The sequence below is a fragment of the Sorangium sp. So ce1504 genome (assembly GCF_051521635.1).
Classification (GTDB): Bacteria; Myxococcota_A; Polyangia; order Polyangiales; family Polyangiaceae; genus Sorangium; species Sorangium cellulosum_B.
This window is the reverse complement of the sequence record NZ_CP150365.1, coordinates 5,292,074-5,318,077: the sequence shown is the minus strand read 5'-3', so window position 1 is coordinate 5,318,077 and position 26,004 is coordinate 5,292,074. Positions and strand designations below refer to the sequence as shown.

General features: G+C 71.9%; 14 protein-coding genes. 3 read left to right on the top strand and 11 right to left on the bottom strand.

Annotated features, from left to right (window positions below; translation table 11 throughout):
• Positions 1–11 precede the first annotated feature (11 nt).
• Positions 12–1,073 (top strand): EfeM/EfeO family lipoprotein, encoded by a 1,062-nt coding sequence (locus WMF39_RS19920; protein ID WP_437747071.1) that lies wholly within the window; start codon positions 12–14, stop codon positions 1,071–1,073.
• 100 nt (positions 1,074–1,173) lie between these two features.
• Here the strand turns inward: WMF39_RS19920 and WMF39_RS19915 are convergent, their stop codons facing one another.
• The 5 genes from WMF39_RS19915 to WMF39_RS19895 form a co-directional block, all read right to left on the bottom strand.
• A complete protein-coding gene (locus WMF39_RS19915; RefSeq protein WP_437747070.1) occupies positions 1,174–1,947 on the bottom strand; it encodes a PP2C family protein-serine/threonine phosphatase in 774 nt (257 codons plus the stop codon).
• A 138-nt stretch (positions 1,948–2,085) separates the two neighbouring features.
• Positions 2,086–3,585, bottom strand: coding sequence for a hypothetical protein (locus WMF39_RS19910; protein WP_437747069.1), 1,500 nt, complete (start codon positions 3,583–3,585; stop codon positions 2,086–2,088).
• Positions 3,586–3,836: 251 nt separating this feature from the next.
• Positions 3,837–5,675, bottom strand: a complete 1,839-nt coding sequence (locus WMF39_RS19905) for an OmpA family protein (protein WP_437747068.1) — start codon at positions 5,673–5,675, stop codon at positions 3,837–3,839.
• A 212-nt stretch (positions 5,676–5,887) separates the two neighbouring features.
• Complete coding sequence (locus WMF39_RS19900) at positions 5,888–6,553, bottom strand: hypothetical protein (protein WP_437747067.1); 666 nt, start codon at positions 6,551–6,553, stop codon at positions 5,888–5,890.
• Between the two features lie 255 nt (positions 6,554–6,808).
• Complete coding sequence (locus WMF39_RS19895) at positions 6,809–10,279, bottom strand: thrombospondin type 3 repeat-containing protein (RefSeq protein WP_437747066.1); 3,471 nt, start codon at positions 10,277–10,279, stop codon at positions 6,809–6,811.
• Between the two features lie 272 nt (positions 10,280–10,551).
• On the opposite strand from WMF39_RS19895, the gene WMF39_RS19890 reads away from it, so the two are divergent.
• Positions 10,552–14,223: a Kelch repeat-containing protein gene (locus WMF39_RS19890; protein WP_437747065.1), complete on the top strand. Its 3,672-nt coding sequence runs from the start codon at positions 10,552–10,554 to the stop codon at positions 14,221–14,223.
• 245 nt (positions 14,224–14,468) lie between these two features.
• Here WMF39_RS19890 and WMF39_RS19885 read toward each other — a convergent pair whose 3' ends face one another.
• The 4 genes from WMF39_RS19885 to WMF39_RS19870 all read right to left on the bottom strand — a co-directional run bounded on the left by WMF39_RS19885 (position 14,469) and on the right by WMF39_RS19870 (position 21,473).
• The gene (locus WMF39_RS19885; protein WP_437747064.1) at positions 14,469–16,361 is read right to left on the bottom strand and encodes a PEGA domain-containing protein; all 1,893 of its coding nucleotides are present in this window, start codon (positions 16,359–16,361) and stop codon (positions 14,469–14,471) included.
• Positions 16,362–16,397: 36 nt separating this feature from the next.
• Positions 16,398–18,197: a serine/threonine protein kinase gene (locus WMF39_RS19880; RefSeq protein WP_437747063.1), complete on the bottom strand. Its 1,800-nt coding sequence runs from the start codon at positions 18,195–18,197 to the stop codon at positions 16,398–16,400.
• A gap of 554 nt (positions 18,198–18,751) precedes the next feature.
• Positions 18,752–19,525: a hypothetical protein gene (locus WMF39_RS19875; RefSeq protein ID WP_437747062.1), complete on the bottom strand. Its 774-nt coding sequence runs from the start codon at positions 19,523–19,525 to the stop codon at positions 18,752–18,754.
• Positions 19,526–20,201: 676 nt separating this feature from the next.
• Positions 20,202–21,473, bottom strand: a complete 1,272-nt coding sequence (locus tag WMF39_RS19870; protein ID WP_437747061.1) for an SUMF1/EgtB/PvdO family nonheme iron enzyme — start codon at positions 21,471–21,473, stop codon at positions 20,202–20,204.
• A 115-nt stretch (positions 21,474–21,588) separates the two neighbouring features.
• Here WMF39_RS19870 and WMF39_RS19865 point away from each other — a divergent pair, with 115 nt between their 5' ends.
• The gene (locus WMF39_RS19865) at positions 21,589–23,178 is read left to right on the top strand and encodes a metallophosphoesterase family protein (RefSeq protein WP_437747060.1); all 1,590 of its coding nucleotides are present in this window, start codon (positions 21,589–21,591) and stop codon (positions 23,176–23,178) included.
• A gap of 25 nt (positions 23,179–23,203) precedes the next feature.
• Here WMF39_RS19865 and WMF39_RS19860 read toward each other — a convergent pair whose 3' ends face one another.
• Entirely contained in the window at positions 23,204–24,412 is a 1,209-nt protein-coding gene (locus tag WMF39_RS19860) for a glycerate kinase family protein (protein ID WP_437747059.1), read from the bottom strand.
• Positions 24,409–25,770: an SLC13 family permease gene (locus WMF39_RS19855; protein WP_437747058.1), complete on the bottom strand. Its 1,362-nt coding sequence runs from the start codon at positions 25,768–25,770 to the stop codon at positions 24,409–24,411. Before WMF39_RS19855 ends, WMF39_RS19860 begins: the two co-directional genes overlap by 4 nt.
• Positions 25,771–26,004 lie beyond the last annotated feature (234 nt).

Below are 26,004 nucleotides of genomic sequence, written 5' to 3'. Positions count from 1 at the left end.
AGCTCAACATCATGCACATCCCCGCCCGCTTGCGGTCCGGTCTGGCCATCGCCGCCGCCGCCCTCTCGCTTCCTGCGTGTGGAAGCGACAACGAGACGCTGCTCACCGACGCGGAGTACGAGCAGCAGGCCGTGTCCGACGTGAAGACCTTCATCCAGGGCAACATCGACCAGTTCGCCGCCGCCACGGCCGCGCTCCAGGCGGCCGCGCCCGCGCCGGACGCCGACGGGTGGAGCGCGGCGAGCGACAAGGAGGCCGTCGATGCCATGAAGGCCGAGTGGAAGAAGGCACGGCAAGCCTACGAGAGCATCGAAGGAGCCATCGCGGTCGTCTTTCCGGATCTCGACTACTCGACGGATGCCCGCTACGACGCGTTCATCGAGGTCGAGGCCGACGACGACCTCTTCGACGGTGAGGGGGTGACCGGCGTGCACGCCATCGAGCGCATCCTCTGGGCCGACGCGATCCCGGAGCCCGTCCTCGCCTTCGAGTCTGAGCTCGATAACTACAGCGAGGCGGCCTTCCCTGCCACCGAGGCCGAGGCCGCTTCGTTCAAGGACGCGCTCTGCGCGCGCCTCGCGGCCGACGCGGCGAAGATGCAATCGGATTTCGGCTCGCTCGCGCTCGACGCGCCGTCCGCCTACCGCGGGGTCATCGCCTCCATCGCGGAGCAGGTGGAGAAGACCAGCAAGGCGGCGACCGGAGAGGAGGAGTCGCGCTACGCCCAGTACACGCTCGCCGACATGCGCGCGAACGTCGCGGCCGGCGTGGCGACCTACGAGGCCTTCCAGCCGTGGATCCTGACCAAGGGCGCCGAAGGCGCGGAGGTCGACAAGGCGGTGCGCGACGGCTTCGAGCGGCTGTCGAGCGCGTACGACGCGATCGAAGGCGACGCGCTGCCGCCGCTTCCGGAGGGGTGGAGCGAGGCGGAGCCGACCGACGAGCAGCTCGCAACGCCGTTCGGGAAGCTGTTCTCGCTCGTGGAGCACGAGAGCGACGACGCGACCCCGGGCACGCTCGCCAGCGACATGACAAGGTCCGCCGATCTGCTCCGGATCAAGACGCTCCCGTAGAGCGGGGCGCATCTTCGTGCGCTACTGGCTCATCCGCGTCGTTCGGCAGCCCGTATCCCACGAAGCAGCACCCCGCTCCGGCGCGGCGCGCTCGGCCGCGTCAGTCGCCGGCGTTCCACCGCACGAGCACGCACGTGACGTTGTCGGGGCCGCCGTGCTGGTTGGCGCGGTCGATGAGGGACCGCGCCGTCGTGGCGAGGTCGCTCTCCTGCGAGAGCAGCTCGGCGATCTCCAGCTCGGAGACCGGACCCGAGAGCCCGTCCGAGCAGATCAGCAGGAGATCTCCGGCCTCGGGCCGCTCGACGCGCGTGGCCACGTCGACGGTCTTCCCCATCCCGAGCGCGCGCGTCACGACGTTGCGGGCGAGCAGCGGATCCACATCGTCAGGCAGCTGCTCGCCGCTGTTCAGGTGCTCGTTCCAGAGCGAGTGATCCTCGGTGAGCCGCTCGAGCCGGCGCCTTCGGTAACGGTAGACGCGGCTGTCGCCGACGTGCGCGATGCACGCCGAGCTCCCGTCGACGTAGACGCCCGCGAACGTCGTCCCCATGCCGTAGCAGAGCGGGTCGCGCTGCCCGACCTCGAAGATGCGCTCGTTGGCGCGCCAGATGGACGACACCAGGCGCAGCTCGAGGGGCGTCACCTCCTCGTCGTACCCCGTCGGCTGGGTGATCTCGCCCTCGCCGTCCTTGCAGAACGAACGCACGATGTCGACCGCCATCCGCGACGCGACCTCCCCACCGGCGGCGCCGCCGATGCCGTCCGCGACGACGAAGAGGCCGAGATCCAGATCGACCGCGAAGCTGTCCTCGTTGTGCTCGCGCTGGTGGCCAACGTGGCTGTCACCGGCGGCTTCGATGTGGAGCGGGGGGTTCACAGAGCTTCCTCGTCAGCGGGACGCGTGTCGTGCCGGGAGCATCCAGCGGCGGGACGCCTCGCGCAAGTCAGGAAGGAGCTCAATTCGAGTGAAGAGCGCCGGCCTGCTCGGGCACGTGCGTGACGTGCGTGACGCGCGTCACGTGCGCAGCGCGGCGGTCGCTGGCGACTGGAGAGGCGGATGGGCGCCGTGCGGCTCGCTGCGCTGCCCGGCAGGGGGCGGGACGCTGGCCGTGAGGGCCTCGAAGCGGCCGTTCTTCCAGGTCACGAGGCCTCCCGAGAGGCGCGCGGCGCTGCCCGCCCCCGGCTCGGACCTCAGCCAGACCAGGGGGCGCGCGGCGAAGACCGGCTTGGTGCAGGCCACGTCCTCGAAGGCGGCGGACCACGAGCCGGTGTTGCCGAAGAACAGCCCGCCCTCCCAGGTGCCCTCGGGCGTGTGCGTGTGGCCGAAGACGACCGCTCTGGCGCGATGGGCGCGGGCGACGTGGCGCGCGGCGCGACTGACGCGCTGCCACGTCGCGTCGAGCGGGAGCTTCGGCACGAGGCGCTCGTAGACGATGAGCGCCGCCGGCGCGACGAGCGCCCCCGGCGCGAGCCAGAGCGGAGCGAGCACCAGCCACACGAGCGCCACCGCGACCGCGAGCAGCGCCAGCGCGGCCCGGTCGAGCCACAGCTCGCGCGCGACGAGCCCCAGCCGATCCTCCGCCGGGGGTGCGAACAGGCGGGCGTGACGGGCCACGGCGCGGAGCGGGGCGCCCGTCTCCTGCGCCGCGGCGGCGAGGCACTCGCGCAGGCGAGCGCGCCGCTCCGGCTCGCGCCGGCGCACGAGCTCGACGAGCGTGCGGAGCGCGCCGAGCGCCCACGCGCCCGCGAGCGAGCGGCTGGAGAACATGTAGTAACGCGCCCAGTGCGCGAGGTACCCGAACGCGGACAGCATGAACGAGGCGTCCACGTGCGGGTTGAAGTAGCCCATCCGCGACACGAGCAGCCGGCACACGAGCGAGCCCATGGTGGGCTGGATCTCGCCGGGTTTACGCCCGAACGGGACCATCGGGTAGCGGTAGCTGCAATACGCGTCGTACTGGTTGCCGTGCTCCACGATGATGCCGTCGGGCGTCTTGTGGAACCACGCGCGAAACACGACGCGCGCGCCCAGCGCCGCGCGCGCGGCGCTGGAGAGCGGCGCGTCGGCCAGCGCGGCGAGCGCCGCATCGACGACGCGGGCCCGGATCAGGTCGCGCACCTCGGGCAACGTGAGCTGGACGTCGTGGTTGCCGGAGATGAACACGACGGTGTGCCCGTCCGCGACGACGCGACCGAGCGCCTCGATGAACACCGGGTGGTCCGCGAGGATCGCCTTCATCGCAGGGACCGCGTGCTCGGCGCTGCGGGGGAGGTCGTGAAAGACGCTCTGCTGGTCGATCACGCGCGGCGCATCGAAGTCGAACACATCGCCGTTGAGCACGAGCGTGAGCTCATCGCGCTCGGCGCCGCGCGCCGCGCCCTGCCTCATCTCGTCCCGGAGCGCGTCCAGCATCGCCGCGACCTCGCTGTCGGGGGAGTAAGGAGCCTGACGGTAACGCATCCACAGGCCGTCACCCGGCTCGAGCTCGCAAAGATGGATATCTGAGATCGCCACCGTATGGAGCATTCGATAAGGTGACACACTCGCCCGTCCACGGCCGTCAGGGAACGGTCACGGCCAGGGGTCGGGCGGTGGCGGAGGCGCATGCGGGCGCGGCGCAGCATGACGTGCCGCGGCGCTGCGATCGCCCTGGACTGCGAGGTATCGGCGTCTGCGCGTCCGGGCGGCTGTCGGGATTTGTGGTGTCTTGGGCGTTATGTCGCTCGTGGTCGAGCGTGTTGCGCCACGACGCCGGCGCTTGCTCGCTAGGGCTTTCCCTTGCGCTTGACGATCACGAACTGCACGCGGCGGTTCTTCTGGCGCCCTGTCTTGACGCGGTTGTCCCCGACCGGCTGCTCGAAGCCGTAGCCCTTGGCGACGAGCTTCTCCCTCGGAACCCCGGCGGCCACGAGCCACGAGAGGACCGCGTCCGCGCGCTGCTGCGACAGGCGGAGGTTGTATTCCTCGGTCCCGTTGTCGTCGGTGTGGCCTTGCACCTCGACGAGCTCGATGTCCGGGTTCTGCTGGATGGCGTCGCGCACCTCGTACAGGATCTCGTCGGAGATGGGATCGACCGTCTCGGCGCGCGACTTGCCGTAGACGACGAACTGCACCGGCTTGGACGTCTTGATCTCGTCGGCGTTGACACGAACGAACCTGGGGCAGCCGTTCTGTCGTGGATCAGGATCGGAGGGCCCCCGCTCGTTCGGGCAGGCGTCCGCGGTGCCACGCACGCCGTCTCCATCCGGATCGTCCGGGCAGCCGTTCTGCTTCGGGTCACGGTTCGCCGGCCCCTTGACCTTGGGGCAGGCGTCCGAAGCGTCGGCGATGCCGTCGCCGTCCGCGTCGCCAGGGCAGCCGACCTTCTTCGGGTCGTCGCTCGCCCCGCCGCGCACGCTGGGGCAGGCGTCGATGCCGTCGTGGAAGCCGTCGTCGTCCGAGTCCTCGGGGCAGCCGTTCTCCGTGGCGTCGGCGCTGCGGGCGCCCGGGGTGTTCGGGCACGCGTCGTCGATGTCGAGCACGGTGTCGCCGTCGCGATCCGCCGGAGGACATCCGTCCTTCGCGCGATCGGGTGAAGGATCGCCCTTCACGTCGGGGCAGGCGTCGATGTCGTCGTTGATGCCGTCGTCGTCCTTGTCGCCCGCGACGGCGGCGGCCTGGGCGCGATCCGGGGCCGGCTTCGGGAGCGGCGTCCAGCCGACCATGCCGACCGCGCGGACCGGCGGTGTGCCGATGGCGCTCGTGAGGCCCGGGCCGACCGCGGCGCCGAACGTGAGGCCGTCGAGGACGCGCAGCTTGGCGCCGAAGAGCAGCTCGGCGTTGACGCTCGCCTCGTCGCGCTGCACAGGCGTGCTCGAGAGCAGGAGCTCGTCGCCGAGCGGCGCGCCGCCGTACGCCTCGGCGCCGAGCTGGAGGAGATCGCCGGCGATCAGGAGCCCGGCGGCGCCGCCGAACGTGAACAGCTGCGGCCGGTTGGGGCCGCCCCCGAGCTCGACGCCGCCGCTCGCGCTCCACAGGAACCCGAGCGACGAGCCCGCCGAGCCGACGCGCCCGCCGAGGCTCGCGTGGACGGCGCCGCGAGCCTCGGCGTCGCCGGTGTACTGCGCCGGCGAGCCGGTGGGCGCGAACAGGTAGCCGCCGATCCCGAGCTGGAGCGGGCCTGCGTCTTCCCCGAGCAGGCGGACGCGCGCGCCGAAGCGCAGGTCGCCGAGCTCGGGCGCCGTCAGCTCGGTGAACTCGACGCCGGGGATGCCCGGGTCGTCGCCCCCTTGCGCGACGGCGAGGGGTGCGTCGATCGAGAGCAGGAGGCGATCCCAGAGCGCGAGCGAGGCGTCGAGGCGGAGGAACGTCTGCGAGGAGACGAGGTCGACGGGGGTCTCACCGCTGGTGTGGATGGGGCGGTGGGCGTAATCGAGCATCACGTAGGCGCGCGGCGCGAGGTGGCCGGGAGCGGCCGGAGAAGGCACGCCGAAGAAGGCGTCTCCAGCGGGCGCCGGCTCGAACCGATCCAGGGAGAAGCCGCCGGTGGATTGACCTCGCGAGGCGCCGGCGAGCGTCATGAGGACGGCCGTGGACGCGACCGCTGCGACGGAGGAATGCCTCATCGGCCGGGCACGATAGCGGGGGCGCGTGGCGGGGGGCAACATCCGCATTTTTTCCCTGGCCGCGGCGATCCTGGGCGAGGTCCAGGAGACGGTCTGTGACCCGCTCGCGCCGCGTTCGACGTGGCCACGATTCTGGCCACAGGACGACGGCGCGCGGAGGGCGCGCCGCGCCAGGGACGATCAACGGCTATGGAATGGCCGAGCGCGGCGCGTCACGGACAGTCGCCGAAGGCGCTGTTGGGAACGACGCTGCGCGTGATATCCGCCGTGACGGTGGGGATGTCCTGTGTCCAGACGTGATCCGTGGGAGCCGCGTCGCAAGTCCCATTCTGTGAAAGGTCCACGTACCAGTGCATCTTGTACGCTTTGTCGCCGGGTATCTGCCCCGTCACGCTGAACGTGCCGTCGGCCTCGATCGCGTCCGACGCGCTCAGGGCCGGCGCGGCGTCGCCGGCAGCGACGACGGCCACGTAGACCATGTCACCAGCGGTGTAGGCGGGAACGTAACCGGTGCCGCGGAGGGTGAAATTGAAGCTCTCGCCCGACGTGCCGCCTGCTCCCGCGCCGCCGGAGCCGCCCGCTCCCGCGCCGCCCGTTCCCGTCCCGCCGGCGCCGCCCGTTCCCGCACCGCCGGCGCCGCCCGTTCCCGCACCGCCGGCGCCGCCTGTTCCCGCGCCGCCGGAGCCGCCCGCGCCCTCGCCGCCAGCGCCGCCCGTCCCAACGCTGCTCGTGCTGCCCTCACCCGTGGTGGTGGTCGTCGTCGAGCTCGAGGTCGTCGCGTCCCCCGTGGCGTCGTCACCTCCGCATCCCGCGCCCGTACCGGCGATGACGAGCGCGCCCATCGCCATCCACACCGCGATCCACCGAGATGCCTGCATGAGGGTCCTCCTTGAAGCTCCGTTATGGCGGGGCGCATCTCCGTGCGCCGCGGGCTCATCCGCGTCGTTCGGCTCGCTGAGGCGTACTTTCGTACGCCTCACTCGCCTGCCTGGCGGCTGAGGCCCGTATCACACGAATCTGCGCCTCGCTATCCAAGATTGACGATATCGGACGGCTGCGTCGACGAGGAGCCACCGCGCTCGCCGGGCGTAGTTCTCAGGTGATCGCCAGAGCCCAGTTTCCGCGGCGTGGAATCATGCTGCCCGTCGCGGTTGCAGCCGGCCTCGCCGCCGGAGCACGGCGGCGAGGATCAGCAGCATCCCCCACGCCTCCCGGGGCATCGGCGCACGTCCCATGCGGCAGTCGCAGCCGCCTTGGAAATCTGGCGACGTCGCGCCGCCGCTGGTCGCAGTCGCCGTGGCGGCCTCACCGCCGGCGCCGCCCATGCCGCCAGCGCCTCCCGCTCCGCCGGCCCCTCCGCCGCCGCCGCTGCTGGTCGGATCCGGCGGCTCGCAGGCGTCACCCTGGCCGTCCTCGTCGGTGTCGGTCTGTTCGGGGTTCGCCACGCTCGGGCAATTGTCGGTGTCGGTCACCACCCCGTCGCCGTCGGGATCGCAGGCATCGCCGAGATCATCGCCGTTCGCGTCTTCCTGCCCGGCGTTCGCGTGAAGCGGGCAGTTGTCGCAGACGTCGCCGTGGCGGTCGTCGTCGGCGTCTGCCTGATCGGCATTCACGATCTGCGGGCAATTGTCGTCCGCGTCAGGGATCGAGTCGCCGTCGGCGTCATCATCGCAGGGATCGCCGAGGCCGTCGCCGTCGATGTCGGCCTGCGGCTCGCCCGGCGCAGGCGGCGGGTTCGCCGCGAAATCGCAGTTGTCGTCCTCGTTGATCACCCCGTCGGCGTCCGGATCGCCGTCAGGATCGCACGCGTCGCCGGCGCCGTCGCCGTCGGCGTCTTGCTGGCCGGCGTTCGCCAGGCTCGGGCAGTTGTCGTCGACGTCGAGCGTGCCGTCGTTGTCCGAGTCGCCGTCGCACACGTCACCCTTGCCGTCGCCATCGGTGTCGACCTGTGGCTCGCCCGGCGCGGGCGGCGGGTTCGCCATGAGGCGGCAGTTGTCGTCGCCGTCGAGCACGCCATCTTCGTCCGCGTCGGTGTCCCGGTAATCCGGGGTCCCATCGCCGTCTGTGTCGGTCGCCGGCGTGTTCAGCAGAGCATCCCCGGCCTCTTCGGAATCGAGCACCTCGTCGCCGTCGCTGTCGGGGTCCACGGCGTCGATGAACGCGTCATCGTCGGTGTTGTTGGTCGGATCGGCAGGATTGTCGCGGTTCAACACCTCCTCGAAGTCGCCGATGGTGTCGCCGTCGGAGTCGACGCTCGTCGGGTCGGTCCGGAGCGCCGCCTCCTCTGCATCCGTGAGGAGGTCGTTGTCGTCGTCGTCGTCGCAGACGTCCCCGTCGCTATCGCCGTCGGTATCGAGCTGGTTGGTGTTGATGTCGTATCCGCAGTTGTCATCTGCGTCGAGGACGCGGTCGTTGTCGTCGTCATCGTCGCACTCGTCACCGAGCGCGTCTTCGGGCCCGTTCTTCGGGTTGTTCTCCTGCCCCGCGTTCGGGGTGGTGCGGCAGTTGTCGGTGCCGTCCGGCACCCCGTCCGCGTCGTCGTCGTTGTCGCACGCGTCGCCCTGCGCGTCGCCGCCGGCGAGGCTCTGGTCGGTGTTGATCTGCGTGCTGTTCGGCGCGAACTGGCAGTTGTCGGCCGCGTCGAGCACGCCGTCGGCGTCGTCGTCGTCGTCGCAGTCGTCGCCGAGGGTGTCGCCGCCTGAGAGGCTGAGATCGGTGTTGGCCTGGGCGGGGTTCGGCGTCGTGACGCAGCTGTCGTTCACGTCGGGCACGCCGTCGGCGTCGTCGTCATCATCGCAGGCGTCGCCGAACCCGTCGCCGTCGGTCAGGTCCTCGTCCGTGTTCGTCTGATCCGCGTTGCGCTGGAGCGGGCAGTTGTCGGTGGCGTCGGGCACGCCGTCGGCGTCGTCGTCGTTGTCGCACGCGTCGCCCTGCGTATCACCGCCGGGCAGGACCCGGTCCGTGTTGCGCTGGCTCGTATTCGGCTCGGTCGGGCAGTTGTCGGTGGCGTCGGGCACGCCGTCGGCGTCGTCGTCGGCGTCGCACGCGTCGCCCTCCGTGTCGCCGGTGGCGACGTCGGTGTTCGTCTGGTTCGCGTTCGACACGTCCGGGCAGTTGTCGCACGCGTCGCCTATCCGGTCCCCATCGCCGTCGTCCTGCTCGTTCGTCCCGCTCGGCCTGTTCGGTGTCGCGGGGCAATTGTCGCAGACGTTGCCGACCCCATCGTGGTCATCGTCGATCTGGCCGGCGTTGGCGATGCTGGCGCAGTTGTCGCAGGCGTTGCCGAGGCCGTCGCCGTCGCTGTCGATCTGGTCCGTGTTGGCGACCTCGGGGCAGTTGTCGCACGCATTGCCGACGCGGTCCCCGTCGCCATCGGCCTGGTTCGCGGTGATGAGGCGCGGACAGTTGTCGCAATCGTCGCCGAAGCCGTCGCCGTCGGTGTCGACCTGGGTCAGGGTCGCGACGTACGGGCAGAGGTCGCACGCGTTGCCGAAGGCATCGCCGTCCTCGTTCTGCTGATCGTTCGCGCGGTCCACGCAGTTGTCGCACGCGTCACCGGTCCCATCGAGGTCGCTGTCCGACTGGCCGGGGTTCGACGTGGCAGGGCAGTTGTCGCAGACGTTGCCGAACGCGTCGCTGTCCCCGTTCTCCTGGTTCTCGTTCGCGCGGCTCGCGCAGTTGTCGCACGCGTCGCCGACCCCATCGCCATCCACGTCTTCCTGGAGGCTGTTGGGCGTGCCAGGGCAGTTGTCGCACGTGTCGCCGACCCCGTCGTCATCGCCGTCCGCCTGGTTCTCGTTCGCGCGGCTCTGGCAGTTGTCGCAGACGTTGCCGATCGTGTCACCGTCGCTGTCCGCCTGGTTGGTGTTGGCCGTGCCAGGACAGTTGTCGCAGACGTCGCCGAAGAGGTCGCCGTCGGGGTTGCGCTGATCGGTGTTCGGGGCGTTTGCGCAGTTGTCGCAGTCGTCTCCGACGCCATCGTTGTCCCTGTCCCGCTGATCGTTGTTGAATGCAGTGGGGCAGTTGTCGCAGGCGTCGCCGTAGTTGTCGCCGTCGGCGTTGGCCTGGCTGGCGTTCGAGATGTTGAGACAATTGTCGTTGAAGTCGCTGTCGCCATCCGCGTCGTTGTCGGTCTCGCAGATGTTCCCCCGCCCGTCGCTATCGCTGTCGAGCTGATCCTCGTTGCTGGACGTGTCGCAGTTGTCGCAGACATCCGGGACGCCATCGTCGTCGTCGTCGAAGTCTGGATCCGCTGCCATGGGCGTGGGAATCGTCGGACACTCGTCGGCGGTGTCCGCTATCCCATCGTCATCGTCGTCGAGATCGGCGTCGTCCGGGGTGCCGTCGTTGTCATCGTCATTGTCGCAAGCGTCGCCCTGAGCGTCGCCATCGCCATTGTACTGGCTCGGGTTGCTGACCCCGGGGCAGTTGTCGACGCCGTTCGCGACCTCGTCGTTGTCCGTGTCCCACGGCGCCGCGCTCGCCGGCCGCGGCGCGAGCGCCACGAGCGCGAGCAGGCCCGCGAGCAGCGGCACGATCCCGCGTCGCGCGGCGCCGGCGTGCGCGAGGTGGCGGGACATCCAGGGCAAGGCGGGGAAAGTCATCGCGGCTCCTCCAGACAGATCGCGCCGTACGCGACAGCGCCCCCGTAAGCCTACCCAGTTTCGCCCTCCTCCTGGGGAGGTTTTCCTCGGCCGCGCGCTCGATCGAGCGGCGATCGCCCGCCGCCGCGTCCCCGTGCCGGAGGCCACGTCGGAGGAGCCCCCCGCCGCTTCCGACGCGCCGCCTCACTGTTCGGCGGCGGGCCGCGTTCTGTTAGGATGGGCCAGATCCGCCCTCTCACGTCGCGCGCGCCGCGCCGACCACGGAACGACCCTTGCGAAACCACCGCGTGCTGCGACTCGGCTTCAGGCTGCGAACGGCTGCGCTGCTCTCTGCGTGCGCCATTCTCCCCCAGGTCCTTGGCTGCTCCGACGAGGGCGCCTCGCGCCGCTCGCCTCCGTCCGGCCCCGGGTCGCCTCAGGCGGCGCCGCCCGGAGCGCGCGCCCGCATCGCCGCGATCCGCGCGCGCTTCGCCGACGCCATCGCCTTTGGCCCCGTCAAGATCGTCGCGGCGACTCCGGCCGGCGCCCTGCGCGCGGCAGCCCCGGAGGCCGCCGCGGCGTCCGTCGAGCTCCCGGCGCGCGCCGCCGGTCCGGTGCGCCTCGCCGACGGCGCGTCTCGCGTCTCGATCGCCTTCTCCCTCGTCGACGCCGCCGACGTGCCTGCGGCGGTCGACAGCGGCCTCGTCCTCTACGCAGGCGCGCTGCGCGCCGAAGGCGGCGGCGCCCGCGACGTCCTGCACCGCGTCCTCCCGAACGGCACCGAGGACTTCGTCGTCTTCGAGCAGGAGCCGGCGCGCAAGGAGCTCCGCTACCGGGTCGACGTCACCGCCGTCTCGGGCCTCCGCCTCGTGGAGCGCACGCTCGAGTTCCTCGACGCCGGTGGCTCACCCCGCCTGCGCGTCGCGCCCCCCTACCTCGTCGACGCGACCGGCGCGCGCGTTCCGGCCTCGCTCTCCGTCGAGGGCTGCTCCGTCGACACGAGCCCTCGCGCCCCGTGGGGCCGGCCGATCACCCCGCCGGGCGCGCCGGCGTGCACGGTGATCGTCGGATGGCAGCCCGCCGGCGTTCGGTACCCGGCGCTCGTCGACCCGCAGTGGATCGCCACGACAAACCAGATGATCACGCCGCGCGCCCGTCACACGGCCACCGTGATCGACCCGGCGAACCCTGCGAGCCCCGTGCTCTTCGCGGGAGGGTTCGACGCGTCCGGGGGCGCTCTCGCGACGGCGGAGCTGTACTTCCCGCTCGACCGCACGTTCGCGAGCACCGACGCGATGGACGTCGCGCGCGGCGCCCACACCGCCACGGCGGTCACGAAGCTCGCCCCGGCGGCGCCGTCGGATCCTGCGCCTCCGCCGCCGGCGGTCGTCGTCGTGGGCGGCAGCAGCCAGCGCACCAGCGGCACGCCGGTCGCTGCCGTCGAGGTCTACAACCCGGCCACCGGCCAGTTCGTCAGGGACGCGGGGGCCTCTCTGGGCCGGTTCAATCACTCGGCCACCCTCCTCGATCCAGGCGAGGTCCTGGTCGCAGGCGGCCTCGCGGATCCGCTCAACCAGCCCACGAGCACCGCTTCCCTCTACACCTTCAGCGCCTTCGGACCGAACGGCGGCGCGCCCGTCACGAGCGCGCTCGCCTCCGTGGGCAGCATGGCGACCTCGCGCCACGCCCACACGGCGGTCCGCCTGAAGACGGGGAATGTGCTCGTCGCAGGCGGCTTCGTCCTCTCGGGCGCGGCGCTCACCTCGGCCGAGATCTTCCACGAGGACGAGGGCGTCTTCCGGCCGATCGCCGTCCTCTCGCCCTCCGCGACCCCGATGACGGCGCAGATGAGCGCCCTCCGCGGCTTCCACACGGCGACGCTCATCGACCGTGCGGAGGCGCTGGGCGGTCAGGCGGCGACGACGCTCGATTCAGGCGAGGTGATCCTCGTCGGAGGCACCACCCGGGTCTCCAGTGGCGCCTACGTCCGCACCATCGACATCTACCACGACGGCGTGGCCGATCCGACGAAGCGGGGCTTCGAGCTCCAGCCGACGCCGATCTCCATGGCGAACGCGCGCGCCAACCACACGGCGAGCCTGCTGCCCACCGGCGACGTCCTCATCGCCGGCGGGTTCGACGGCACGACCTCGCTCTCGAGCGCCGCCATCTACGATCCGCTGACCAGGAAGTTCAGCGCCCTCAGCCTGCCGGCCGGCTCGCTCGCACAGGAGGCTCGTCGGGAGCACGCTGCCGTCGTCGTCAACGCCGGCACCGACCGCGTCGCAGGCCGGGCGGTGCTCGTCGCGGGCGGCATCGGGGCCACGAGCGCGCAGCCGCTCGCCAGCGCGCAGCTGCTCATCAAGGCGAACGGCGAGGCGTGCGCGCACGATCAGGAGTGTGCATCAGGGCATTGCTCCGATACGGAGAACGTCTGCTGCAACGAGGCGTGCGACCAGGAGTGCTTCTCGTGCACGGCGTCGGGCAAGGGGACGGGCAGCGATGGCGCCTGTGGTCCTGCGAAGCTCGACACGGAGCTCCCCGTCGTTTGCGTCAACCAGATCGAAGTGCACAACCGCTGCGATGGCCAGGGGCGCGCGCTGGCTCATGAATCCACGAAGGACTGCAAGCCCGGCCGCTGCGGCAGCAACAACAGGTGCATCCTCTATTGCCTGGACGACTGCGGTTGCGACGAGAGCGGCTGGTGCGACGTCGGCGTCGGCGATCCGCACGCCTGCGGTGAGGCCGGCGGCGCCGGCGGTGCATCGTCCGGAACGGGTGGTGGTGCTGCGGGCGGCGCGTCCACCGGCGCGGGTGCAGGCGGCGCAGGCGGCGCGTCCGCTGGGGCAGGTGGCGCGGGCGCCGGCGGCGCAGCCGCTGGATCGGGTGGCGCGGGCGGTGCGTCCGCCGGATCGGGTGGCGCGGGCGCAGGCGGCGCAGCCGCTGGATCGGGTGGCGCTGGTGCCGGCGGTGTAGGCGGCGCGTCCGCTGGATCGGGTGGCGCGGGCGCAGGCGGCGCAGCCGCTGGATCGGGTGGCGCGGGTGCCGGCGGCGCGTCTGCTGGAGGCAGCGGAGGTGCAGGTGGCGCAGGCGGAGCGTCTGCTGGATCGGGTGGTGCGCCGCCCGGGTCGGGTCTGTGTCTCGATCGACTCGCCAACGGCGCCGAGTGCACGCGTGATCGCCAGTGCGTCTCGGGCCACTGCGTCGACGGTTTCTGCTGCGATTTCCGGTGCGATGGCCAGTGTCAGGCATGCGACGTGGTGAACAACGTCGGCAGGTGCACGAACGTCGGGACGCCTGTCGACCACGAGTCGCCGCACCCCAACGAGGGCGGCACCTTCCTGCGTGAGGCCTGCCCCGGTGAGGGCGCGTGTGCCGGTTATTGCGGCGGCGCCACCGACGCCAAGTGCATGTTCCCTGTGGAAGGGGCGGTCGCGAAGACCTTCACGTGCTCCTGCCCGGACGAGGGCTGCATCGTGGGTCCCGCGACGCTCACGCGCTTCTTCTGCGCAGGAGACGGCCGCGAGAACGAGCCGGTGGTCGAGCGCTGCGGCGGGTTCAAGTGCGCGGACGAGACCGCCTGCAAGACCTCCTGCGCCTCCGACGACGACTGCATCCAGGACTTCGTCTGCCTCGACGGCGTCTGCGCCGACCTCGAGGAGATCGGACCGCGTTGCGACGGCGAGCACACGCTCCGATCCCCGGGCGTCGACACGGACTGCACCCCGTACAGCTGCCCGCCGGGCGGCAGCGCCTGCGCCTCACCGTGCAGCTCGGTGGCCGACTGCGTCGATGGCATGGTGTGCAACCTCGCGAACCAGTGCGTCCCGCAGATCGATCCGTCGGAGGTCCCGTCCTGCTCCTGCGGCGTCGTCGGCGCCCCCGCCGAGCGCAATACCGCAGGCCTCTCCGTCCTCGTCGGCGTCGCCGCGGCGCTGGCCGGGCTTCGCCGCCGGCGGCGCTAGAGCGGCGGTCACCCGCTTCGGATACGGGCCCACCTCGGCGTTTTCGGTGCTCAGCGCACCGGAGTGCGCTTGCGCGCCGAAAACGCCGATCTGGGCCCGTCTCCTGTGCGGGAGACCGCCGCTCTGCTGCGGCTCTGGATGGCGCAGAGGGGGGCGGAAACCGCTGTAGACGATCAAGACGCATGCAACGGCGCGCGTCGCGTCGCGGCCGCGCACCGTGGACCGACGCGTCAGCGCGGGTCTCGTCAGAACTGGTAACGCAGGCTCGCCCCAGGCGAGAACATCAAGACGAAATCCCCCATGAGCGACTCCGGCTCGTAGGTGCCGATCCCGTCCGTCGACGCCGACAGCTCGATCGTCCTGTCCCACTTCGGCTTGCTGAGGCCGATCAGCAGCAGCAGCTTCAGGCTGCCGGACACCTCCCACCGCTCTCCGAGCCGCAGGCCGAGCCGCACCTCAGGATCCGCGTAGAAGTAGGTCGCCGAGGCGAAATCGACCACCGGGAACGTGTTGAACCACTCCCCGCCCGTCGTCCTGAACCTGCCGGTCCGCTCATCGCGGACCTCGCCGACGAGCACCCCCGCGCCCAGCCGGAGCAGCGCCGGGAAGCGCTCGCCGAAGTGGTATCCGAACGTCGCGCCGGCAAGGAAGCCGCCCAGGCGGAGCGTGTCGCTCGCCGTGCCGTCGAGCGGATCCCGGTAGCCGACCGGCCTGAGCGTCGCCGAGCGCTCGTCGAGCTGCTGCGCCGCGAACAGGCCGCCGAGCTCGATCCCGACGCCGATCCCCGAGCCGAGCTCGTAACCCCCGTGGACCATGCCGAGCCCGCCGAGGCCGAGCGAGCTGGAGCAACCCGAGTCGCAGCCGTCCGCGATCTCGCCGCCCAGCGTCGGCGCCAGCAGGAACGACGCGCTCACGTCGAGCGTGATCTTCGGCGGCTTGCGCCAGATATCGGCGTCCTCGTCGCGCTCGAGCCCCATGTCGAGGCTCTGGCGCTGGCCCTTCTGCAGCGTCACCGTGCGCGTCCCGGTGACGAACCCGTCGGCCTTCACCTCGACCCGGTGCGTGCCGGCCTTGAGCCGGCCGAGCCAGACGCCGTTGCCCACGTTGACCGAGTTGATCCACACGCTCGCGCCGGGCGGCGTGGGGTCGACCCGCAGCGACGCGTCGAGATCCTCGGCGAGCAGCGACAGCGTCGTGAGCTCCTGCGGCTTCACGGGCGCCGCCGTCGGCTGCGTCCCGAGCTTCCCCGCGCCGCGCAGCGCCACCATGTGATCGCCGACCGACAGCGCGCCGATCCACGGGGTCTGCCCCACGACGACGTTGTCGACGAGCACGTCGACCGTCTTGCCGGCGCGCTCCACCACGCGCAGCCGGCCGGAGCGGGTCAGCCTGCGGAGCTTCGCGTTCACCGTGGCGGTCTGCCCCCCGGCGACGTCGACGCGCGTCTCCACCGGCTCGTAGCCTTCCTTGAAGACGCGGATGACGTGCGCGCCCGCCGCCACGCGGATCGGCTTGACGGGCGGGTACTGCCCGCGCTCCTCGCCGCTCACCACGATGGACGCCCCGGGCTCCGCGTTCGTGATGTCGAGCGTCCCCACGAGCGCCCGCAGCTCGGCGATCTCCCGCTGCGCGGCCGCGCGCTCGGCGGCCGACATCGTGAAATCGCGGAGGAAGGTCTCGAACATCTCGAGCGCCTCGTCGTAGCGCTGGAGCTTGCGCAGCGCGATCGCGGCGTTGTTCGTGGCCACGCGCGTCGGGAAGAGCTTGCGCGAGAGGAGGAACTCCGCGAGCGCAGGGCCCCACGCCTCCTCGCGCAGCAGCGTGAGCCCCTTCTCGAAGTGGAGCCGCGCCACCTGCCGGTCCGTCTCGGAGACGGGCGCCTCCTCGGCCGGCACCGCAGCCCCGGTGGCCGGCGCTGCGCCTTCCCTGGCCGGCGCGCCGGCTTCCGCGGCGGGCGCGGCGCCCTCCTTGACCGGCGCGGCGGCGTCCGTGGCCGGCGGCGCCGGCTGCGCGAGCGCCGGTCCGGCGGCGACCGCGACCGCGACCGCGGCCGAGAGCGCGCGCAGCCGCGGCGCTGCGCGGGGACGCCGAGAGAGAGAGAGAGGACGAGAGCCGCCGCGCCGCGTACGCAGATCCATTCGATCGAGCACCGTACTCAGCCTGTCGTTCCGCTGCTACTTTCCGAACTCGTCGGTGTTGTCGATGATCCCCTTGGGGGTCGTGGGCGCGGGCGGCGGCGCCGGCGGCGCGGTCGAGGCGCTCTTCGCCGACGTCGCAGGACCGCCCTTCCCCGACGTCGGCGTGAGCTCGACCTTCGGCGGCAACGCGCCGGTGTCGGTCACCACGACGTCGGCCATCGCCTCGCCTCCCCCCTTCTTGAAGACGCGCACCCTGTGCACGCTCCCGGGCGGCCCGGTGATATCGAGGATCCCGTTGCGTGTCGTCACGCGCTTGCCCTCGACCTCGACCGAGGCGTCGGCGGGCAGGATGACGACCTGGACGCGCTTCGGCTGCGGCTCGACCGCCGCGACCACCTCCGGCGTCGCGGCCGGCGGCGGCGTCGGGGCCGGGCCGGTCGACGTCGGCGTGGCCGCCGCAGGCGGGAGCGTCTCGACGGTCGTCTTCGCCTCCGGCTGCACGACCGGCTCCGGCGACGGCCGGCTGATGAAGTACACGCCGGCCGCGATGACCGCGGCGGCGAGCGCGGCGCCGGCCACCACCGGCACCCGCGGCACGCCGGGCTGCGTGCCGCGGTGCGACTGCGTGAGCGCCCCCGTCGTCGCAGCGCCAGCGTGGTTGGTGGCCGGAATGATCGCCGCCGCCGGCCCGCTCTGGAGCGGGGGCGGCGCGAACGACGAGTAGCCTCCGCGGTGCTCCTGCGGGACCGCGGGATACCCGCCGCTCTGGTTCGCCTGCGCGGTCGCGGCGTACGCGCCGCTCTGGTTCGCCGGCGAGATCGCGGGGTACCCGCCGCTCTGGTTCGCCGGCGAGGCCGCGGCGTACGCGCCGCCCTGGTTCGCGGGCGGCGCGTTCATCGCGAGCCGCGGCGCGGACTGCCGGTGCACGGCCTCCGGCAGCGGCACGAGCATGCCCTCGTGGATGCCCCAGCCGTACGGAAGGAGCGGCCGGATGGCGCCGAACATCTCCTGCGCGCTCTGGTAGCGCTGCCCGGGGGCTTGCAGGAGGCATCGGTGCACGATCGCCGCGATCTCGGGCGCCACCCACGGGGCGAAATCCTGCACCTGCGGCGGAGGATCCGAGCAGATCGCGATGATCAGCTCACCGAGCGCGGTGATGTGATGGTACGGCGTCCGCCCGGTCAGCAGCTGGTAGAGCACGGCGCCGAGCGACCAGATGTCGGTGCGGTGGTCGATCTCCTTCTGGCCGCGCGCCTGCTCGGGCGACATGTAGAGCGGCGAGCCGATCAGGTTCCCGGTGCGCGTCAGATCGGCGCTCTCGGTCTCGTTCGCCCGGTCCATCTTCACCTTGGCGATCCCGAAATCGAGCAGCTTGACGAGGATCTCGCCGGCGTCGCGGCGCGCGAGGAACAGGTTGTGCGGCTTGATGTCGCGGTGGACGACGCTCGCCTCGTGCGCCTTCTGGAGCCCGATGCACGACTGCGCGACGATGCGCAGCGCGAGGTCGGGCGCGAGCGGTCCGACGCGCTTGATGAGCTCGTGGACGTCCTCGCCCGCGAGGAACTCCATCGCGAGGAACGGCAGGTTCGAGCCGCGATCGACGCCGGCGTCGAGCACCTGGGTGATGTGCTGTGTGTCGATCGCGCCTGCCGCGCGCGCCTCGCGCTGGAAGCGGCTCACGACCTTCGGGTCGCGGGTGAGATCCGCCGAGCTGATCACCTTCACGGCGCAGCGCCGGCCGGTCCCCGTGTGCTCGGCCTCGTAGACCGAGCCCATGGCGCCCTCGCCGAGGAGCTTGCGAATCTGATATTTGCCGTCGATGATCGTGCCGATCACAGCGTTAGCGCCACTCTAAGGGATTGCTCGCGGCGTAGCAACGCCCGTGAAGGCGGCGCATGCCGCCGGCGCGGACTCGCTGGACTCGGGTGTAATCTCGAGCAATTTCGCGGGCCGCGTCGCGCTCCCGCGGCGCAACGCGTCTCACCTCACCATCATCGCCGGCCATCCACCATCCCGCCATCCCGCGCGAGCCGCGGGGGCACGGTCGCGTGGCGCCGTCCCCCCTGCGTCCGCGACCCGCGCTGGCGGCGACGACCTCACCTCACATGGGTCGCCCCCGCCGGCGCGGGCCCAGCCTCTGCCATTGCAGCCGTTCGAGCGCTGCCGTCACGTCCCCGCCGTCCGCTGGCCGTCGGGGTGGTGAGCCCGAGGCGGCGCTGGCGGAGCTCGCGCGGGAGAGCGGCGACGATGGGCCGACCCGAGATCGGCCATCGAGCGCGAGCGACTCACGCTCTCCCGTGGCGGCCTGCGCGCGGCGCCGGGCTTGTTTCCTCCGAGCCCCGCGCCCTCTCAGCGGCCGGCGCTAGCGGCCGAGGCCCGAGGCCCCGTAGTTACCAGCCGAGCCCGCTGTTGTTGCCGCCGCAGCTCCCCCCGCCACCGCAGCAGCCCCCCGAGAACCCGCCACCGCCACCGCAGGGGCTGCCCGCAAACCCGCTACCGCCACCGCAGGGGCTGCCCGCAAACCCGCCACCGAAGGAGCCCGGCGCGAACCCGCCACCGCAGGGGCCGGCCGAGAACCCGCCGTTGAACGGGCCGCCGATGCCCGGATTGCAGGGGTTGTGCGGCGGCCGGTTGCAGCAGCAGGGGGGAGCGAAGTTGTTGCACGGGTTGCACGGGAAGCAGTCGGGAACGAACGTGGTGCAACTCGACGAGATGATCGCGGCGGGCACGCCGAAGCCGCCGAAGCCGCCGAAGCCGCCGAAGCCGCCGAACGGCATCCCGCCCACACCCGGCACGCCACCGACGCCCGGCACGCCCGCGGGTCCCTGGCCGACAGGCCCCTGGCCGACAGGCCCCTGCCCCATCTGGCCGATCGGCGCCTGCAGGCCGGGGCTCGCCGGTCCCTGCACGCCGACCGGCGCCTGGCCGAGGTCCATGGGGCCCTGCGCGCCGATGGGCCCGCCCTTGCCACCGTACGGCTCCTGATACCCGCCCCTCGCAGACGCGCCGGCCTCGAGCGCCTCGGCGGTCGAATCGACCAGCTCGACCTCGTCGACGCCGGCCTCGTCGAGATCCGCGTCGTCCGCTGCATCGATGGCGCACCCCGTGCCCAGCGCCGCCATCACCATCGCGAGCCCCAGCACCTTGCCATGAATCGAGAGCATGTGTTGTCCTCCTCAATATCCCGTGATGGCCGGAAGGTCCGAGCCACCTTGGGCTCATCGAAGAGCAGGGTGTGTGCCTCAGCCCTCGTGTGCAGACACTGCCGCTGCGAGCTCGTGTCACCGGCCTTGGCGCGTCCGCAAAAAGGCATTCTCTGGATCGACGCCGGCCTTGGTTTTCCGGGTTCTCAACGCGGAGACCGGCGGGACGGCCCCCGATCGGAGGGCGTATCGCGCGCGGGCCGCGCGCCCCATGCTGGAGATGACGAACTCAACGCCTCGGCGCCGGGTGCCGCGCGCAGCGCGCAGCGCCTCTCTCGCGGGCTTTCGAGCAGGTCACCTGCGCTCCCGCCCGCACCGCGGCCGTCGTGAACGAGAGCCGTCGAGCCCCGCTCGAGGCCCGCTGGCGACGGCGCGCGGCGCCTCCCCGCCGCTCGTCTGACCGGGCCGCAACCCGCTCGCGACGTCGGACCCTCTGCGCCTGACGTGCTCAGGCTGCGCCGTTTGTGCCCCAACGGAGGCACGACACGAATCAATCGCCTCGGGCCGTAATCGTCTGCCTCCGCCACCGCAACTTCGCGGCGGGCGCTCGAAACGAGCCGCGTCGGCGAGATCCTGCGCCAATGGACCACCCGATGCGCGCACGTGGGCTCATGTGGTCAAATCTATGTGGATGGATTCACCTGGCGCCCTGGTGGTCGACGCCCTCGTCTCGCTCGGCGCCGTCCGGCGGCGTGATGTCCGTGCAGCAGCGGAATCCAAGGTGGTAGTTCGCGTGGCTGCCCCTGCTCATGAGGCGCGTCGCGTGCCAGTCGGGGGCGCGAAAGCGGCAGTCGTCGGCGTGGACCTCCATCGACGAGAACGCGAACCAGCTGCCCTTCATCTCGGTGAAGCCACGATCGCCGTGCCGCGCGAGCTCCTCGGGCAGGATGGGCAGGCTCATGTGCTCGGCCACGTTGCCGTGCAGATCGAAGACACCGAGGCTGCTCCGGCATGCGGGGAACGCGCCGGCCGGATACGTGTTGGAGCCGCAGCGGTCCCACCCGCCGCCTGGACAGCCCGGCGTGCGGGAGCTCCCCGTCCCGCAGAGCGCGTGGTTCTTCGCGGGGCCGTAGCTCCACACCTTCTCGCGCAGGAGGTTGTGGTGCCAGCTCGCCTCGTTCCGGGGGCGCGCCCATTCGTACTCGACGTCCGGATCCCGGAGGGCGCCGGCGCACGCCCCCTCCCACTCGTGCGCGTCGCAGATCCGTTTCCCTACCGCCCTGCACAGGAGCGCCGCCTCGCGGGCCCGGACGTGCACCACGGGGTACTCGCAGGGCACGTTCGGGAACTCGAGCTGATCGATGCACGCGGGGGCGTCCGCCGCGGTCTGACCGCGCGTGGGATCGAAGAGCGGCACCATCCCCGGCGCGCCGCAGGCCGGCTCGCGCGCCGGCTCGATGCCCGAGAGCGCTCGAGTGCGACGGCACTCGGATCGTGACATCGGGTGCCGCGTCAGCGAGGGGTTGCCCTGGCCGAGCACCGTCGACGCCGCGAAGATCGCCTCGACCTGCCGCATCGCCTCATCGGGGAGCGCGAGCTCGCGCCGCATCCGCGCGAACAGCCGGAGGCGCTGCTCTTCCAGCGTGCCGGGCTCGGCGTCCTCGTCATCCGCCGTGAGCGTCACGCGCTCTGGTGGCGCCGTCGGCGCGCGCTCCGGCAGCGCGCTCGCCACGAGCGGCGCCGCGCTGCGCGCCGCCGTCGCGGGCGCCCCGGTCCACACGGCCACGGCCGCGCTGGTCCACACGGCCGCCCCCGCGCCGGCAGCGCCCGCGGCGACGAGGGCCGCGGCCCTGCCACGCCGGCGCGCAGGCGCCGCGCGCGCGCCGGTCGAGAGCGCCGGCGGCGGGCCGCTCGACGCGGGTGATCGCAGGGCGCAGGCCGGCTCTATCGGCGTCTCGGTGCAGGACATCAGCGCGCGAGCTCGCGCTTACTGCTACGAGCATCCATCGATTCCGGCAACTTTCGGGGCGCGCGCGGCCCGAGCGGCTCCTTGACGGTACTGCCCGGGGCACGTCAAATGAGGCATGGCGCGAAGGGCGGCCCTCCGAGTCCTCTACCTGGCGCTCTTGCCGGTGCTCGTCCTGCTCGCGCTGGTCATCACCCCGGCCCTCGTCGTCTCCAGCGTTGCGAGCCAAGGCCGCGTGTGGCGGCCGGAGACATGGAAGAAGATCTCCTACGGGAGCCGCTACTTCCGCTCGTCGTTCCGGGGGAGGCTCGGCGAGGTCGTCGACGTCATCGACGTCGTCCGCGATCGCCTGATCCTGCTGCTCGTCCTCCTCGCCGCGGCCTGCGGCGCCGGCGGGCTCGCCGTGCACGCCCTCGAGATCGGCGTCCCCGCCTGGCTCTCCGCGTGGCTGGACGGGTCGTTCCTCTCCTTCCTCGCGTCCTGGTTCCCCGCGGGCGGCAGGCTCTCCGTCGGCGGCGGGGCCGCGCTCGTCCTGGCCGTGTGCACGGCGCTCGCCGCGCTCGCGCTCGGGCTCTCGCTCTATGCCTGGCTCGCGTCCGCCCTGGGCGAGGCGACCCGCGTGATCCTGCGGTATGGCGGCGCGGCGACGCTCTTCCCCGATCCTGGCGACGCGATCCCCGGCGGGCGGCTCGTCCTCTGCCAGATCTCCGATCTCCACATCACGGCGGGCGGCCGCGAGCCCTACGAGATCGAGGAGGGCTCCGCCGCGTGGCCGGAAGGGGCCCCTCGCCCCGACACCGCCGAGCTGACAGGCCGCCTCCAGCGGCTCGTGGCGGAGATCGCCGCCCTGAAGCCGCCGCTCGTCGCGCTGACGGGCGACATGACCGATCTCGGGGAAGAGGCGCAGTGGGACGAGCTCGAGGCGGCGCTCTCCGGCATCCCGGCCTCCTCGCAGGTGCTCATGGTGCCCGGCAACCACGATGTCGCCATCAACCTCGGCACGTCGCCTGACCCGTACCTCACGAAGCGGGCGGAGCGCGAGCAGCGCTTCATCGAGGTGCTCACCCGCGTGGAGCGCGGCCCCTTCCAGCCTCCCCTTCACGTCCCGGCCCGCAAGCGCGCGCGGCGGCGGCTGCGCGCGATCGCCGGCCTGTATCCGAGGCGGCTCGATCTCGAGGGCGGAATCCGGATCTTCGGCCTCAACTCCAACCGTTACCGGTCGCGGTTCGTGGGGTCGAACGCGATCGGGCAGATCGGCGGCGCTCAGCTGCGTCGCCTCGCCCGCGCGCTCCGGCGGGGGTCCGGCCCGGTCGTCGTGCTGCTCCACCACCACGTGGCGCGCCTCGCGGGGCCGATCTCGCTCAACGACACGTTCATGATCGCCATGGATGGCCCGCGCCTCCTCGAGATGCTCGCGGCGTACCAGCAGAAGAACCCGAAGAAGAACAGCGCCCTCGTGCTCCACGGGCACAAGCACCTCGCGTTCTTCGGCCACTACCGCTCGAAGAGCGGCGGTCGCGTCAGCGTGTACGCGCACCCCTCCTCGACGCTCGGCCACGAGACCGACGGCCACCTCGACGGCGTCGCCAGGTTCGCGGCGATCCGCCTGACGGACGACGGCATCTGGCGCGTCGAGACCCACCCGCTCCGCCCCGCGCGCTCTGCCGCGCCCGCGCCGCCGGCCCCAGCCGAGGCCGAGGTGTCTTGACCGGACCGACCCGACCCAGGTCGGGTCAGCCCGCCCGCGCGCGTGGACGCGGATGCCCGCGCGCCTTGCGGAGCCCGGGGAGACCTCGACCGATGAGGATGTAGCGCAGCGCGTTCTCGGCCGCGTTCGCGATCAGGAAGGGTGCACGATCCATGGCCTCGGACAGCGTGCATGGAGCCTCGAGGATCGACGAGAACGAGTCGATGCCGCACGCGTAGTTCACGCGCGCATCCTCGTCGATGGTCCCTGCCAGAGCGATGACCGGCAGCCTGAAGTGCTTTGCGCGTCTGGCCAGCTCCGCCGGCATCTTGCCGCGCGAGGTCCGGGCGTCGAGCCCCCCCTCCGCGGTGACGACGAGATCGGCGTCGCGCAGGAGGCCGTCCAGGTCCAGGTAGCGGACGAGGACATCGTAGCGAGGCAAGAGCGTCGCCTCCAGCAGGGCATGAAGCCCCGCGCCGAGGCCTCCGGAGGCGCCTCCTCCCGCCATGGTTCTCACGTCCACGCCCACGTCGCGCGCGATGATGGCGGCATAGCGCTCCAGGGCCGCCTCCAGCCGCGCGACCATCTCCGGCGAGGCGCCCTTCTGCGGGCCGAACACGCGCGCCACGCCGCCAGGACCGCAGAGGACGTTGCGCCAGTTGCACGCCACCTCGATCTGCACGCGGGGAATGCGGGAGTCCCTGCCCGAGAGATCGATGCGGTCGAGCTCCAGCAGCGCTCCTCCTCCCGCTCCGATCTCGATCCCCGCCGCGTTCAGCAGGCGGATGCCCAGCGCCTGGGCCATGCCCGCCCCGCCGTCGTTGGTGCCGGAGTCGCCGCAGCCGATGAGCAGCCGTTCCGCGCCCGCGTCGAGCGCGGCGCGGATCAGCTCGCCGACGCCGCGTGTCGTTGTGGCCATCGGGTTGCGCGCGTGAGGCGGGACGAGGCGGAGCCCGGCGGCAGCGGCCATCTCGAGCACCGCCGTCCGTGGTCCGGCGCCGCCGAGGAAGCCGAAATGGGACGCGACAGGCTGGCCCAGCGGACCTGTCACGATCGCGGGGTGCAAGGAGCCGCCCGTCGCCTTGACCAGCGCCCGGGTGAAGCCCTCGCCGCCGTCCGTGAGCGGCGCCTTCAGGAGGCGCGCTTCCGGCAGCGCGCGCCGGATGCCCGTCGCGATGGCCTCGGCGACCTGCTCCGCATCCAGGCATTCCTTGAAGCCCGACGGAGCGATCAGGATGCGCAGGGGGCTCGTCATGGCGCGAGCCCCATCCAGCGCCAGTAGGTGAAGTAAAAGACGGCGATCGACGCCAGGTGGATCGGGAGCAGGACGGCGCTGAGGAGCAGGAGATCCGCCGGGCGGAACGTCTCTCCGTCGAGCCCATGGAACATCAGGAGCGCCTTGGAGCTCACCGGGAACGTCAGGCAGTAATCGATGCCGACCGTGCCGATGAAGATGACCGCCGCGGGGTCGAGATCGCGATCGGCGGCGAGCTGCAGCAAGACGGGGCCGAGCGCGACGATGCGAGCGACGTGGGAGGTGAGGTAGAGATGGGACGTCAGCGACATCACGCCGACCGCCACGACGAAGAACAGGCGCCCTCTGGCGCTCTCGATACCGCTGTTGCGGAGCAGCGCCTGAAAGAGCCAGCCGGATGCGCCCGTGTCGATCAGCGCTCCTCCCAGGACGAGCGCTGCTCCGACGAAGAGGAGGAGGTTCCAGTCGACCGCCTTCACGCCTTCCTTCCAGCGGAGCGCGCTGCCAGGCGCCGTGAGCACGAGCGCGCCGGCCAGCGTGACCGTGGCGCTCTCGTAGCCGTGCCACCGCTCCGAGAGCCAGAGCACGACCATCGTCGCGCCGACGGCCAGGGTGATCCGCTCCGATCGCGACAAGGAGCCTCGAGGGCGCCGGGGAACCCGGATGCATCGCCCGCGGCGCTCGCCATCGAGGAAGAGCGCCATGATGACCGCGCAGGCGGCGCCGCTGGCCACCATGCCGAACGGCATCCCGTAGAGGATCCACTCGCCGAAGGACAGCCGACGGCCGGTGACCTGGCTCAGCAGCTGGTTCGCCACGAGGTGAGACCCCGCGCCGACCAGCGAGCCGATGGTGCTGACCAGGATCACGGTGGGGAACAGCAGCGCGAGGGCACGGGTGATGCGCGGATCCGCCGTGATGGAAGAGATGCTGCGGAAGATGGGAATGGCGATCAAGGCACGGCCGGAGACCGACGGGACGAAGAGCGACGACGGGATGAGCACGGCCGTCAAGCACCAGAACAGGCCGCGCACGGTGCGAGCGCGCTCGACCACGCGCTGCGCCAGCCGCATCGCCAGGCCGGACTGCTCGACTGCGCCACCCAGGATGAACGCGCCTATCATCAACCAGATGACGTCGGACGCGAGGGAGTCGAAGAGCCGTTCCTGGGGGCTGACGCCGGTCAGGAGGAGCAGCAGCGCCGCGCCGAGCCCGACGTACGCCACGTCGAGCGACGTGGTCGACCAGAGAATGATCGCCAGCAGCACGGCGAAGAGCGCGATCCGGGCGGGCGCCGGCAACGTCGCCGGCAGGACGACGGCGATCCCCGCAGCGATCGTCAGCGAGAGGGGCAGCACGACGCGAACCCGATCGGCCGGGCGTGGCGGGGCCGGCCGCGAGGGCGGCGGGCGGACGGCCACGGCATTGCTGTCATCCGCGGCGCTTTCGAGGTCGGGCGCGTCATCATGATCTGCGTCGCTCGAAGACATGAAGATCGCCCGCTTGGAGGAAGGCATAGTCCGTGCCCCATCCTGCAACCGTGCGGACGAGACAGGCTGCTCGCAGGCCGCGATCACGGCCGCGGGTGCGCC

Bases quoted from the DNA above. Each gene is read 5' to 3' on its own strand.
- WMF39_RS19870 (WP_437747061.1), bottom strand. From the start codon at position 21,473: ATGTCCTGCACCGAGACGCCGATAGAGCCGGCCTGCGCCCTGCGATCA.
- WMF39_RS19905 (WP_437747068.1), bottom strand. From the start codon at position 5,675: ATGAGGCATTCCTCCGTCGCAGCGGTCGCGTCCACGGCCGTCCTCATG.
- WMF39_RS19920 (WP_437747071.1), top strand. From the start codon at position 12: ATGCACATCCCCGCCCGCTTGCGGTCCGGTCTGGCCATCGCCGCCGCC.
- WMF39_RS19885 (WP_437747064.1), bottom strand. From the start codon at position 16,361: ATGGATCTGCGTACGCGGCGCGGCGGCTCTCGTCCTCTCTCTCTCTCT.
- WMF39_RS19875 (WP_437747062.1), bottom strand. From the start codon at position 19,525: ATGCTCTCGATTCATGGCAAGGTGCTGGGGCTCGCGATGGTGATGGCG.
- WMF39_RS19865 (WP_437747060.1), top strand. From the start codon at position 21,589: ATGGCGCGAAGGGCGGCCCTCCGAGTCCTCTACCTGGCGCTCTTGCCG.
- WMF39_RS19900 (WP_437747067.1), bottom strand. From the start codon at position 6,553: ATGCAGGCATCTCGGTGGATCGCGGTGTGGATGGCGATGGGCGCGCTC.
- WMF39_RS19860 (WP_437747059.1), bottom strand. From the start codon at position 24,412: ATGACGAGCCCCCTGCGCATCCTGATCGCTCCGTCGGGCTTCAAGGAA.
- WMF39_RS19895 (WP_437747066.1), bottom strand. From the start codon at position 10,279: ATGACTTTCCCCGCCTTGCCCTGGATGTCCCGCCACCTCGCGCACGCC.